This window comes from Phaeobacter sp. QD34_24, assembly GCF_028890115.1.
Classification (GTDB): domain Bacteria; phylum Pseudomonadota; class Alphaproteobacteria; order Rhodobacterales; family Rhodobacteraceae; genus Phycobacter.
Genome location: NZ_JARCJD010000028.1, coordinates 17,346 through 30,660, shown reverse-complemented (window position 1 = coordinate 30,660; position 13,315 = coordinate 17,346). Strand labels below are relative to the sequence as shown.

Here is a 13,315-nt window from a genome sequence, read left to right as displayed (position 1 = left end):
GGTTCAAATCCTGCTCCCGCAACCAATATACAAGAACAAGCCGCCCAAGGGCGGCTTCCTGCGTTCCGGGACAAGTCAAGCATGGACGCCAACGCTCCTTCGAGAGCTACGGTGACCTGGCCGCTCTCATGACCCGCCACCACACGCCCGATCAGCCCGCGCACCGTTGCCAAGATTTCTGACCGGATATCCGGAGTGGGCAAGGTGGAAGGCAGGGCGAACCTGTGGCTCCGTCAAAGGGGACGGCTCAGGCGCTACTGCGGCGGCGAACAGGCCGTCCCGTTTGCGGGATGCATCGCCAGAAGATGAGTCAGTCCGCAGTTGCCCTGAACCAGATCGTGCAGAGTGACCATGTCCAACTCGTGATAGAAGGCATCAAGCGCCTTTTGAATATAGCTGCGCAGGCGGCAAGCCGTTGTTAGCGGACAGCCGTTGGTCTCGGGGTCGAAACATTCCGCAATGGGGATCTCGCCTTCGAACAGCCGGAACATCTCGCCGATGGAGATCTGATCCGGGCGGCGGGCCAGGCGGATACCCCCGGCGCGCCCGCGTAGGGTGCTGACATAGCCTTCGGCCTGCAGCCGCTGAACCACATGGGCCGTGTGGTTGGTCGAGGAATTGCACAGCTTGGCGATATCTGCGGTTTTCAGCAGGTGGTCGGTCGTCCCGGCGCAGGTCATCAGAATGCGTGCGGCCAGGTTGGTTCGGGTTGTCAGTCTCATGTCGGTCCTCAATGGGCCTCAGTATTTTGCACGACAAATACCACATAACCTTGCGCGAGATCAAAACGGTCGAACGCCTGAGGTATTAAATCCCAATCAGAAATGCTGAATATAAAGGGTTCATCGTGCGCCGCGAGGGGTTTCGATTTGTCAAAGCGGATGTGATGGGGGCCTGGTTGTCGTTGCTGGCGGCGCTGTTGTGGCTGCTGGCTGCCGCGATCATCGCATGGACCTTTGGTACTTTGCTGACCGCGCCGGAGCAGGTGGCCCTGCTCCCCACGGTTGCGGCTTTCTTCGCCCTCTGGGGTCTGCGCACTGCGGGTGAGGCTTGGGCACAACGGATATTGTCGGCGGCGGCCGATGCCCGAATTGCGCAAGTGCGTGCCGAGGTCGTGGAAGCGGAGACCCTGGCGGCAACACAGTCTGGGCTTGGAGGCGCCGGGGCATTGGCGGCCATGATGGGCGAGAAACTGGAAGCCCTGCGCCCCTATCTGATGCGCTACCGGCCCGCGCGCCTGCGCAGCACCGTTGTGCCGCTGCTGATCCTGGCCATTTCAGCCTGGCACAGCTGGGCGGTGGCTTTGGTTCTGTTATTCGCGGGGCCGCTGATCCCAATGTTCATGGCGCTGGTGGGCTGGGCCGCGAAGGAGGCGAGTGCGCGCCAGATGGGCGAAGTCGGCGCGTTGAGCGACCTCCTGGTGGATCGCCTGAGCGCCTTGAGCGATCTGCGTCTCATCGGCGCAGGACCGGCGGTGATTGCGGATTTTGCTGACGCGAGTGACAGCCTCAGGCAACGGACCATGGCCGTCTTGCGCATAGCCTTTCTGTCTTCCACCGTGCTAGAGCTGTTCTCTGCTCTTGGCGTTGCCATGGTGGCGATCTGGGTCGGGTTTTCCCTGCTGGGGGAATTGGACTGGGGCGGCTGGGGCCGGGATCTCAGCCCGGTCGCAGGCGTCTATCTGCTGCTTCTGGCGCCGGAGTTCTTTCAGCCGCTGCGCGATCTGGCGGCGGCCTGGCATGATCGGGCCGCGGCCGAGGCGGTGCTGAAGGAACTGGAGGATTGGCGGGTCGAGCCGCGTGGCAAACGCATGGGCACAGGGAAGGCGGTGTCGCCGTTACCGGGGATGCCGGTGGTGCGGTTTGAGGCTGTGGCCCACCATGGGGTTATCTTTCCGGACTTCCAGATCCTGCCCGGGGACACGGTTGCACTGCTGGGACAGAGCGGCGCGGGAAAGAGTACCATTCTGCGGCTCTTGGCTGGTTTGGAATGCCCGGACCACGGCCGGATCACCCTGGACGGCGCCCCGTTGGACGATGATCTGGCGGATCGCTGGCGGGCCATGATTGGTTGGATGCCCCAGGCGCCGCATTTCCTGAACAGAAGCCTGCGGTACAATCTGGGGTTTGGCGCGCGGCTCAATGGGGATGCGGTGGCCCAGGCACAGCTGTCGCAGGTCCTGGATCGGTTGCCACGCGGGGATCTGACCTTGCTTGGAGAGCGCGGCGCGGGGCTATCGGGGGGCGAGGCGCGGCGTGTGACCCTGGCGCGTGCGCTCAATGGGGCGCCGCAGGTTCTATTGGCGGATGAACCCACTGCCGATCTGGACGCAGTAACCGCCGCAGATGTGATCGATGGGCTGATGCAATTCGCCAAACCCGGTGGCACGCTGGTCATCGCGACCCATGATCCGGCCTTGGCACGGCGCATGTCCCGGCAAATCGTCCTGCAGCCGACAACGGGTGCAGCATGAGCGCTCTTTTCCGCCTGATCCTGATGGTGGTGCGGGATGAACGCGCTGCGCTTTGGCGTGGCTTGGCGCTGTCCGTGGCCGTACTGGCGATGGGCACCGCGCTGCTGGGGCTGTCGGGTTGGTTCATCATCGCTTCGGCGGCGGCGGGGATGGCGGGGCTTGGCATTCTGTTCAACGTCTTTGTGCCGTCAGCCATGGTGCGTTTTCTGGCCCTGGGGCGCACCGCAGCGCGCTATGGGGAGCGGGTTTTGACCCATGATGCCACCCTGCGGGCGCTGTCGGGCTTGCGGCTGCGCTTGCTGATCGGCCTGTCGCAGGCGCCCCATCGCCAGATCGAACGGCTGCGGGCCAATACCGAGCTGAACCGGATCACCGCCGATACCGATGCGCTGGATGGCGCCTTGCTGCGCCTGGTGCTGCCGGTGCTGGCGGGTAGCATCACCATCCTGGGGGCCTCGGTGCTGTTGTGGGTTCTGGTCCATCCCAGCGTCGCGCTGGTCATCGGTGGCGGTTACCTGATCCTGCCAACCGCCGTGTTCTTCCTCGGCCAGCGGTTGGCCCGTGGTCCGGCGCGGCAGGCAGAGGCCGCCTTGCAGGCCGGGCGCAGCCGGTTGATCGACCTGATTTCCGGGCGGGACGATCTGACGGTCTATGGTCAGTTACAGCACACGGCCCGGACGGTGAACCATGCCTTTGAACGCCATACCCGTGCCCGCCAAAGCCTGGACCGTGTCGAACGTCGGGCCGGGGCCTGGCTGGAACTGATGGGCGGAGGGATCACCGCAGCAACCCTCGGGCTTGGGATCTTTCTGGTGCAAAGCGGAGACATCACCGCCGCCAGTGCCGCCATCGCCCTATTCGTGGCGCTGGCCCTGGGCGAGGCGGTCGCGCCCGTGCGCCGCGCCCTGGCCGAGATCGGGCGCATGACCCATGCGGCGCGTCGGGTGCTGCCGGCCTTGGGGGAAGAACTGGACCCGGATGATGAGGTCGGCGGGCTTCTGACCGGTGACCGGGCGGGGGATCTTGTCTGTGACGCCGTGACCCTGGCACGAGGTACGCCGATCTTTGCTCCCTTGTCTTTCTCTGTCGGACCGGGAGAGACCCTTGTTCTGACCGGTCCCAGTGGCAGCGGCAAAAGCACGGTCCTGTTGTTGGCGGCAGGGGCGCTGCGCCCGACGGCGGGCAGGTTGCTCTACGGTGGGCAGGCCCCTGCGGATCTGCCGCTTGGCGATGTGACCCGTGACATGGTCCTGGTGCCGCAACGCCATGCCCTGATCGCAGGCAGCATTGCCGAGAACCTGCGGCTTGCCGCGCCCGATGCCGATGACGAGACACTGTGGCAGGCGCTGGAGGATACGTGCCTTGCCGACACCCTGCGCCAGCGCGCAGGTCTGCAGACCCGACTTGGCTTTCGCGGCGCGGGCCTGTCCGGTGGCGAGGCGCGCAGGCTGGTTCTGGCCCGGGCGATCCTGCGCCAGCCGCGGCTTTTGCTGTTGGATGAGCCAACCGAGGGGCTGGATGATGAGATGGCCCGCGCCGTGATGCTGGGGATCCGGCGCGCCTGCCCGGAGGCCGCCATCCTGATCGCCGCGCATCGTAAGGCCGAGATCGAAAGCGCCGACCGTATCTGCAAGCTGCGATCCTCCTGACCGGTTCCTGCCGGGGTCATGTGCTGTAGCGGCGATAAAATCTGCATTCTAGATGGGGAAATTGACCCAGATCAATTTCACATCGTAGATTCGGAATATAACCGGTTTAAATCCGCATCTGTCATGTGGAATACAAACCGAAAGGAAACATCCCATGGAGATCGGACTGGTCGAGCTGTCGCGCCTGCAGTTTGCGATGACGGCCATGTATCACTTCCTCTTCGTGCCCTTGACGCTGGGTCTGTCGATCCTCGTGGCAATCATGGAGACGGTCTATGTGATGACGAACCGCCCCATCTGGCGTCAGATGACCAAATTCTGGGGTACGCTCTTTGGCATCAACTTCGTTCTGGGTGTCGCCACGGGCATCACCATGGAATTTCAGTTCGGCATGAACTGGAGCTACTACAGCCACTATGTGGGCGACATCTTCGGGGCTCCGCTGGCGATTGAAGGTCTGATGGCCTTCTTCCTGGAGGCCACCTTTGTCGGGCTGTTCTTCTTTGGCTGGGACAAGCTGTCGAAGGTGCAGCATATGGTGGTGGCCTGGCTGGTGGCCATCGGGTCGAATTTCTCGGCGTTGTGGATCCTGATTGCCAATGGCTGGATGCAGAACCCGGTGGGGGCCGAATTCAACCCCGACACCATGCGGATGGAGATGACCTCCTTCTTCGACGTGGTGTTCAACGAGGTGGCCCAGGCCAAATTCGTGCATACGGTATCGGCAGGCTACGTGACCGCTGCGGTTTTTGTGCTGGGCGTATCGGCGCTCTATCTGATCCAGGGGCGGCACAAGGACCTGGCCCGGCGTTCCATCGCGGTGGCTTCTTCCTTTGGCCTTGCGGCGGCGCTGTCTGTTGTCGTGCTGGGCGATGAATCGGGATATTCCGCCAGCCATACCCAGAAGATGAAACTGGCCGCGATCGAGGCCATGTGGGAGACCGAGCCCGCGCCTGCCTCCTTTACCCTGGTGGGCCTGCCCGACCAGGAGGCGCGCGAAACGCATTATGCGCTACATATCCCCTGGGCCATGGGGCTGATCGGCACCCGCAGCCTGACCGAGGAAATCCCCGGCATCAACGATCTGGTCCTTGAGGCCGAAGAGAAGATCCGCCGCGGCATCATTGCCTATGATGCGCTGATGACCATCCGCGAAGAGCGCGGCAATGCCCCCGCCGAGGCGCGGTTCATCTTCGAGCAGAACTCGGCCGATCTGGGCTTTGCCTATCTGTTGAAGCGCTATGTCGAAGACCCGCGCACGGCCACGGATGAACAGATCGCCATGGCGGCAGAGGATACCGTTCCCGGCGTCTTCCCGCTGTTCTGGGCCTTCCGCATCATGGTGGCACTTGGCTTCAGCTTTATCGCGGTGATGGGCTATTTCTTCTACCGGGCCTCTTTCCGCAACATGCAGTTCCCGCGCTGGTCGCTTTATGCGGCGGTGGCGATCATCCCGACCCCCTGGATCGCGGCCGAACTGGGCTGGTTCGTGGCCGAATTCGGACGCCAACCCTGGACGGTGGACGGGGTGCTGCCAACGGCGCTCTCGGCCTCGCATCTCAGCATTGCGGATCTTCTCATCACATTGGCGGGTTTCGTGATCTTCTACACGGTGCTCTTCGTGATCGAGGTGAGCCTGATGGTGAAATACATCCGCAAAGGCCCGTTCCAGGACGTGGAAGAGACCGACGCCTGGCAACAGCGGCACGAGGCGCGCCTGCAACAGCAACCGGGTCTTGCCGCCTCATCTGCAACCCCTGCGGAGTAACCGATATGATCCTCTATGAACTGATCGATTTCGATATCCTGCGTGTCATCTGGTGGGCGCTGCTTGGCGTGCTTCTGATCGGCTTTGCCCTGACCGACGGGTTCGACATGGGCGTGGGAGCCTTGCTGCCCTTCGTTGCCAAAACGGATGTGGAGCGCCGCGTCGTCATCAATACTGTGGGTCCGGTCTGGGAAGGCAACCAGGTCTGGTTCATCCTTGGGGGCGGTGCGATCTTTGCCGCCTGGCCGCCGCTATATGCGGTGTCCTTTTCGGGGTTCTACCTGGCGATGTTCGTGGTGCTGGCCGCCTTCATCGTGCGCCCCGTGGCTTTCAAATATCGTTCCAAGCGGGAAGGCGCCACATGGCGCGCGCGCTGGGACTGGGCGCTGTTTGCAGGCGGAGCGGTTCCCGCGCTCCTGTTCGGCGTTGCGGTGGGCAATGTGCTTCTGGGGGTGCCCTTCCATCTGACGCCCGACCTGATGCCGATGTATGACGGCAGCTATTATGGCAAATTCCTTGGCCTGCTGAGGCCTTTCGCACTCCTCGCCGGTGTGGTGTCCTTCTCGATGCTCTTGATGCATGGTGCGGCCTGGTTGACGGTGAAGACCGAAGGCGCGATTGCCGCCCGCGCCCGCCGTATCGGTGTGGTTGCAGGCCTGGTTGCCGCCGCAGGCTATGCGCTGGCCGGGCTGTGGCTGGCTGTCGGCATCGACGGTTTTGCCCTGGCCGGTGAGGTGCTGCCCAACGGCCCGTCCAATCCGCTATATTCAGAGGTTGCACGTGGCGGCAGCTGGCTCACGGCCTATGCCGTGCGGCCCTGGATCGCGATTGCCCCGATCATGGGCTTTGTCGGCATCGCCCTGGCGGTGCGCGGGTTGAAAGGGCGCGGCGAGGTGTCCACCCTCCTGTGGTCCAAGCTGGGGATCACCGGGGTGATCGCCTCGGTCGGGCTGACCATGTTCCCCTTCATCCTGCCCTCGACGGTGGACCCGAACAGTTCGCTCACCGTCTGGGATGCCTCCAGCTCGCATCAGACACTGTTCATCATGCTGGTGGTGACGGCGATCTTCATGCCGCTGATCCTGGCCTACACCGCCTGGGTCTACCGGGTGCTCTGGGGCAAGGTGACCGAGGCGCATGTCGCTGAAAACGCAGATACGCTTTACTGAAGGAATTGAAAACATGTGGTATTTTGCCTGGCTTCTTGGCCTTCCGCTGGCGGCGCTCTTTGCGGTTCTGAACGCCATGTGGCTGGAGTTGCGCGCCGATGCCTGCCTTGCCGACGAGGGCGACTGCCCGTTGGGCGAGCACAAGCACTGAAACGCGGCCGATCCTCGCTATAGTGAGCGCGGCGGCGGCAGATCCCCAAGCGGCGCGCCCCGCTCCGAAACATCCAAGACAGGAGGACCCGATGAGCACGGAACCACAAACACCCCAACAGGCAGAAGACCCCCGGCTTGCGCATTTCCCGGTGCCGTTCTTTGCCTCCGTCATGGGCCTGTCGGGGGTGACCCTGGCCCTGCATACGGCCGGTTTTGATGGCATCAGCCTTGTGGTCCTGGGGCTGGCCGTTGTGGCCTTTGCGGTGCTGGCCTTCGTCTACACGCTCAAGGCGCTGCGCCACCCGGCAGCGGTTGCCGCCGAATGGCAGCATCCGGTGAAGCTGGCCTTCTTCCCGGCCATGTCGATCTCGCTTTTGCTGATCGCAACCGCCCTGCGCCCGGTCTTGCCGGAGCTTGCCCGCATCGTCTGGTTGGTCGGGGCGCTGGCGCAGGGGGCATTGACCCTGGCAGTGCTGTCGAATTGGATCGGCCATCGCAGCTTTCAGACCATTCACATGTCGCCCGCCTGGTTTATCCCGGCGGTGGGTAATGTGGTGGCGCCTGTCGCCGGTGTCGCCTTGGGGTTTGTCGAGACCTCTTGGCTGTTCTTTTCCGCCGGTATGATCTTCTGGCTGGTGCTGCTGGTCCTGGTGATGAACCGTCTGATGTTCCACGATCCCTTGCCGGGGCGCATGGTGCCGACCCTTGCGATCCTGATCGCGCCTCCGGCTGTCGGCTTCCTGGCCTGGCTGCAGTTGAACGGCGGTGTGCTGGATGGCTTTGCCCGCTTTCTATTTGGCGCGGCGCTTGTCTTCTTTGCCCTGGCGGCAACGCAGGTGGCCAAGCTGCGCGGCCTTCCCTTCGCCCTGTCCTGGTGGGCGCTCAGCTTTCCGATGGCGGCGCTGACCATCGCGAGTTTCCGCTTTGGCGCCCTCTCTGGCAGCGCCGGGCACGAGGTTGGCGGCTACGTATTGCTGGCCCTGCTCTGCGCCATCGTCGCCGGGTTGGTCTGGCGCACGGGCCTCGCCATCGCCCGCGGTGAAATCTGTCAGCCCGAATGAAACGACCACAGACCTTTTGAAAAGGAGAAGGTGATGAAGAAAGTCGCAATTGCAGCCCTGGCAGCCCTGTCGCTGACCGGTCCGGTCCTGGCGCAACAGGCCCCGGAGACCTTGGTGACGGTTCTGACTGCGCCAGAGCCGCAGACCCAGCTTATGGCGATGGTGCTGGCCATGCAGGCCGCGCAGCAGGGCGTGGCGCCGCATATTCTCTTGTGTGGTCCGGCGGCGGATATCGCCCTTAAGGACGCACCCGAAAGCGCAACCGCGCCGCAGCCGCCGCGCGAGATGAGCCCGCAGGGCCTGATGCGCAAGATTGCCACCCTGCCGGGCGCCAAGGTGGAGGTCTGCGCGATCTACCTGCCGGGCAAGGGCGCGGATGCCTCGGTGCTGCTTGATGGAGTGACGGTTGCCAAGCCCAAGGCCATGGCCGCTGCGATGATCGCCCCCAACGCGCGGATTGCATCCTACTGACCCGCCGCGCTCGCCCGTCTGCGTCAGAACGCGGGCGGGCAGATCCTTTTGGTGCGTTTGACATGCATCAAACAAGACATTCCGAATTCAAGATATGTTTGTGTCGGAATGCCAGAATTCCTGAGGAGGACGTCATGACAAAGCTGAACGCCACGCGTCGGCAGTTTTTCGGGCTTGCCGCTGGCGGCGCCGCTGCTGCCACTTTGGCGCTGCCGCAAGAGGGGACGGCACAGACTGCCACCAAGGCGCGCATCGTCATCATCGGTGCCGGGGCGGGTGGCACGGCTTTGGCCAACCGTCTGGTGCGCAGGCTTGACGGGGCAGAGATCACCCTGCTGGATCCCCGGGTCGAGCATCTTTACCAGCCCGGTCTGTCGCTGGTGGCGGCAGGGCTGAAGCCCGCGAATTACGTGACCAGCCTGACCACCGATTGGCTGCCCAGTGGTGTCAAACTGATCGCGGAGCGGGCAGCGGCCATCGACCCCGAGGCCAAGACCGTCGCAACGGACAGCGGTCAGACCTTGGCCTATGATTTCCTGGTGGTGGCGCCGGGGCTGATCCTGGACCATGACGCCATTGAGGGCTTTTCTTTGGATATGGTCGGGCAGAACGGGATCGGCGCGCTCTATGCCGGACCCGAATATGCGGCCAAAACCTGGCAGGCGGCCTCGAAATTCACCGAAGAGGGCGGCGTCGGCCTGTTCACCCGCCCCGAGACCGAGATGAAATGCGCAGGCGCGCCGCTGAAGCACACCTTCCTGATCGACGATATCGCCAAACGCGCGGGAAATGGCGGCAAGATCGACGTGCGCTATGCTGCGCCGCAGGGGGCGCTGTTCGGGGTGCCGATCGTGGCCGAAAAGGTGCGCATGCTGTTCGGGGACCGCGGCATCGCAAGCCATATGAAGCACACGCTGAAATCCATCGATGCGGGCGCCAAACGCGCGCGTTTTGCCACCGCCGATGGCGAGGTGGAGATGGACTATGATTATATCCACGTGATCCCGCCGCAGCGCGCCCCCGAGGTGATCCGTCAGTCCGGCCTCAGCTGGGCCGACAAATGGACCGACCAGGGCTGGGTCGAATGTGACAAGGCCACGCTGCAACATCTGCGCTACCCGGAGATCTGGGCGCTGGGCGATGTGGCGGGCGTGCCCAAGGGCAAGACCGCGGCCAGCGTCAAATGGCAGGTGCCAGTGGTCGAGGACGGGTTGATCGCCGCCATCGAGGGGCGCGACGCGAGTGAGACCTACAACGGCTATACCTCCTGCCCGATGATCACCCAGGTCGGCCGCGCCATGCTGATCGAGTTTGATTACAACAACGACCTTGTGCCGTCCTTCCCGGGGATCATCGCTCCGCTGGAGGAATTGTGGATCAGCTGGCTGATGAAGGAAGTGGCGCTGAAGGCCACCTATAACGCCATGCTGCGTGGCCGAGCCTGAGGAGGGAGAAGACATGAAGGACCTGACATTCGGCACTCTCATTGCTGTCTTCGAAGAGATCTTTGGCCGGGGCCTGTTCTGGGCCATGGTTGTTGCGGCGGCGGGGCTGACCGTTGCCTATCTCTATGTTCTGATCCGCGACCGGGCGATCAGCTGGCGCAAGTTCCTAGTGGCGCAATTGTCCATGCCCCTGGGCGCGGTGCTTGGGGTCTGGTTCGTCATGGTGATGACGAATTCCGGCCTGTCCGACATTGGTGGACCCATCGATGTGGTGGTCTTGCTTGGCGTCGCCGTCGGTGGCGCCATCGGGGCGGCCATTCTGGTCTATACCCTGCAGTCTCTGTTCGTGGATATGCGCCGGATCGGCAAGGAATAGAGGGCTCGGGCAAACAGAAAAGGCGCCTCCACGAAGCAATGTGGAGGCGCCTTTTCCTATTAAACTGCCAGGCGTTACAGCGCCGCCTGGAACAGCTCGGTCAGGTTGGCTTCGGTCAGCTCGATCGGGTTGCCGCCGCAGGAGGGGTCGATGATCGCGCCCTTGACCAGTTCCGGGATCGAGGCATCGGTGACACCCAGGTCCGACAGTTTGCGCGGGATGCCAAGGCTGTCGTTCAGTTCCTGCACGTAAGACCGGAAACCATCGAAACCGCCTTCGATGCCCAGATAAGCCGCCGCCTGGTTGAACCGGTCGGCGATCACGGGGGCGTTGAAGTCCAGAACCGCAGGCATGCAGACCGCGTTTGTGGTGCCGTGGTGGGTGTTGAAGACCGCGCCGATCGGGTGGCTCATGGCGTGGATGGCGCCAAGACCCTTCTGGAACGCGGTGGCGCCCATGGCGGCAGCGGACATCATCTGCGCGCGGGCCTCGATATCGGTGCCATTGGCATAGGCACGGGGCAGATAGTCCTTGACCAGCCGCATGCCTTCCAGCGCGATACCCTGGCTCATCGGGTGGTAATGCGGGCTGGAAAACGCTTCGACGCAATGGGCAAAGGCATCAAGCCCGGTGCCTGCGGTGATGAACTTCGGCATGCCCACGGTCAGCTCGGGATCGCAGATCACCACGGTGGGCAGAACCTTCGGGTGGAAGATGATCTTCTTCTGATGGGTGACGGAATCGGTGATGACCGAGGCGCGACCCACTTCGGAACCGGTGCCCGCGGTGGTCGGCACGGCGATGATCGGTGCGATGGCATCGGCATCGGCGCGGGTCCACCAGTCGCCAATATCCTCGAAATCCCAGACCGGGCGGGTCTGACCGGCCATGAAGGCGACCATCTTGCCCAGATCAAGGCCAGAGCCGCCGCCAAAGGCGATCACACCGTCATGGCCGCCTGCCTTGTAGGCTTCAACGCCCGCCTCGAGGTTCTTTTCATTGGGGTTGGGGTCGACCTCGGAAAACATGCCACGACCAAGGCCTGCGGCCTCCATGATGTCGAGCGTGCCCTGGGTCACGGGCAGGTTTGCCAGGCCCTTGTCGGTGACTAGAAGCGGTTTCTTGATGCCGGCCTGGGCGCAGGCTGCGGCGAGTTCCTTGATCCGGCCAGCGCCGAACTTGATTGCGGTCGGATAGGACCAGTTTCCAACGAGAGACATGTTGCTACCTTTCGAGATAAATGGCCCGGGGCGCTTGTGGCCCGGGCTGCGCCCGCCCGCCCCCATGGCGGGCGCATTCGCACCCACCCGGGCGGACGCCGCCCTTTGGTGTGAGGGAGGAAAGGGTTGTCATGGTCAGCCCGTCACCTTTTTCAGGTGATAGGATTTCGGGCGGGTGAGGTTCTGATAGCCGATCACTGACAGGCCGCCGCCACGTCCGGTGTTCTTGCAACCGGTCCAGCACAGGCCCGGATCCAGATAGTCGGCGCGGTTCATGAAGACGGTACCCGTCTCGATCTGATCGCCCACGGCCTGCGCGCGTTCCACATCCTTGGTCCAGAGCGAGGCGGTCAGGCCGAAATCGCTGTCGTTCATCAGCGCGATGGCCTCGGCGTCCGAGGAGACCTTCATGATGCCAACCACGGGACCGAAGCTTTCGTCGCGCATCACGCGCATCTCGTGGCTGACATTGGTCAGGATCTGCGGCGTCAGGTAAGCCCCGCCGTCATCCTCGGCGAAGGTGTCGATATGGGCGACTGCGCCCATCTCCAGCGCCTCGGCGATCTGGTCGCGCACTTCCTTGGCAAAGCGCGCATTGGCCATCGGGCCGATGGTGGTTTCGGCATCAAGGGGATTGCCCAGCTTGTAGCCCTTCACGATTTCCACCGCCTTGGCGAGGAAGGCATCATAGACGCTTTCATGCACGTAGATCCGCTCGATCCCGCAGCAGCACTGGCCCGAGTTGAACATGGCGCCGTCGATCAGTGTTTCGACAGCCGCGTCAACGTCCGCGTCTTCCATGACGTAGCCCGGATCCTTGCCGCCGAGTTCCGTGCCGACGCCGGTGAAAGTGCCGGCCGCTGCGCGCTCCATCGCCTGACCGCCGCCGACCGAGCCGGTGAAGTTGACGAAGTTGAAGGCCCGGCGCGCGATCAGTTCGGATGTGGTGTCGTGATCGAGGAAGACGTTCTGGAACACATCTTCGGGCACGCCCGCGGCATGGAAGGCCGCCGCCATGCGCTCACCCACCAGCAGGGTTTGGGTTGCATGTTTCAGCACCACGGTATTGCCCGCGATCAGGGCCGGGGCCACGGTGTTGATCGCGGTCATGTAAGGGTAGTTCCAGGGCGCCACGACAAAGACCACGCCATGGGGCACGCGCTTGATGTAGCGCTTGAAGGTCGCGTCCTCGCCCACCTCGATATCGGCCAGCGAGTCCTTGGCGATCTCGGCCATGTAGGAGGCGCGCTCGTTGAAGCCGCCGAATTCGCCGCCATAGCGCACCGGGCGCCCCATCATATGGGCCAGTTCGGGGACGATCTCGTCGTTCATCTCGCCAACCTTGGCGACACCAGCCATCACCAGGTCGATCCGCTCAGCCAGGGGGCGCGCGGCCCAGGCGGCTTGCGCGTCGCGCGCGCGGCTGGCGGCGGCAAAGGCGTCATCGCGCGACAGGGTCTCGCGCGTGGCAAAGGTCGATCCGTCGATCGGAGAGATACATGTCAGTGTCTGGCTCATGCCATCCTCTTA

The 13,315-nt window shown here is 63.5% G+C and carries 12 protein-coding genes; 9 read left to right on the top strand and 3 right to left on the bottom strand.

The genetic code is table 11. The features are described from left to right. Positions 1-254: 254 nt before the first annotated feature. Complete coding sequence (locus PXK07_RS17285; protein WP_274849597.1) at positions 255-722, bottom strand: RrF2 family transcriptional regulator; 468 nt, start codon at positions 720-722, stop codon at positions 255-257. 164 nt (positions 723-886) lie between these two features. Here PXK07_RS17285 and PXK07_RS17280 point away from each other — a divergent pair, with 164 nt between their 5' ends. The 9 genes from PXK07_RS17280 (at position 887) to PXK07_RS17240 (ending at position 10,565) form a co-directional block, all read left to right on the top strand. Continuing rightward, positions 887-2,473, top strand: a complete 1,587-nt coding sequence (locus PXK07_RS17280; protein ID WP_274849596.1) for an ABC transporter ATP-binding protein/permease — start codon at positions 887-889, stop codon at positions 2,471-2,473. Continuing rightward, on the top strand, positions 2,470-4,122 hold the full coding sequence (locus PXK07_RS17275; protein WP_274849595.1) for an amino acid ABC transporter ATP-binding/permease protein: 1,653 nt from the start codon (positions 2,470-2,472) through the stop codon (positions 4,120-4,122). Before PXK07_RS17280 ends, PXK07_RS17275 begins: the two co-directional genes overlap by 4 nt. 154 nt (positions 4,123-4,276) lie before the next feature. Then, entirely contained in the window at positions 4,277-5,890 is a 1,614-nt protein-coding gene (locus PXK07_RS17270; protein ID WP_274849594.1) for a cytochrome ubiquinol oxidase subunit I, read from the top strand. A gap of 5 nt (positions 5,891-5,895) precedes the next feature. Next, positions 5,896-7,059, top strand: a complete 1,164-nt coding sequence (cydB, locus tag PXK07_RS17265; RefSeq protein WP_274849593.1) for a cytochrome d ubiquinol oxidase subunit II — start codon at positions 5,896-5,898, stop codon at positions 7,057-7,059. 13 nt (positions 7,060-7,072) lie between these two features. Then, positions 7,073-7,210, top strand: coding sequence for a cytochrome bd-I oxidase subunit CydX (gene cydX, locus PXK07_RS17260; RefSeq protein WP_274849592.1), 138 nt, complete (start codon positions 7,073-7,075; stop codon positions 7,208-7,210). A 91-nt stretch (positions 7,211-7,301) separates the two neighbouring features. Further along, positions 7,302-8,273: an SLAC1 anion channel family protein gene (locus tag PXK07_RS17255; RefSeq protein WP_274849591.1), complete on the top strand. Its 972-nt coding sequence runs from the start codon at positions 7,302-7,304 to the stop codon at positions 8,271-8,273. Between the two features lie 33 nt (positions 8,274-8,306). After that, the gene (locus PXK07_RS17250) at positions 8,307-8,744 is read left to right on the top strand and encodes a hypothetical protein (RefSeq protein WP_274849590.1); all 438 of its coding nucleotides are present in this window, start codon (positions 8,307-8,309) and stop codon (positions 8,742-8,744) included. Between the two features lie 134 nt (positions 8,745-8,878). Next, positions 8,879-10,189, top strand: coding sequence for an NAD(P)/FAD-dependent oxidoreductase (locus PXK07_RS17245; RefSeq protein WP_274849589.1), 1,311 nt, complete (start codon positions 8,879-8,881; stop codon positions 10,187-10,189). Between the two features lie 13 nt (positions 10,190-10,202). Then, positions 10,203-10,565: a DUF5368 domain-containing protein gene (locus PXK07_RS17240; protein WP_274849588.1), complete on the top strand. Its 363-nt coding sequence runs from the start codon at positions 10,203-10,205 to the stop codon at positions 10,563-10,565. 74 nt (positions 10,566-10,639) lie between these two features. Here the strand turns inward: PXK07_RS17240 and PXK07_RS17235 are convergent, their stop codons facing one another. Both PXK07_RS17235 and PXK07_RS17230 read right to left on the bottom strand, forming a co-directional pair. Beyond that, positions 10,640-11,785 (bottom strand): iron-containing alcohol dehydrogenase, encoded by a 1,146-nt coding sequence (locus tag PXK07_RS17235; protein ID WP_274849587.1) that lies wholly within the window; start codon positions 11,783-11,785, stop codon positions 10,640-10,642. 135 nt (positions 11,786-11,920) lie between these two features. Next, positions 11,921-13,303: an aldehyde dehydrogenase family protein gene (locus tag PXK07_RS17230; RefSeq protein ID WP_274849586.1), complete on the bottom strand. Its 1,383-nt coding sequence runs from the start codon at positions 13,301-13,303 to the stop codon at positions 11,921-11,923. Positions 13,304-13,315: the final 12 nt, after the last annotated feature.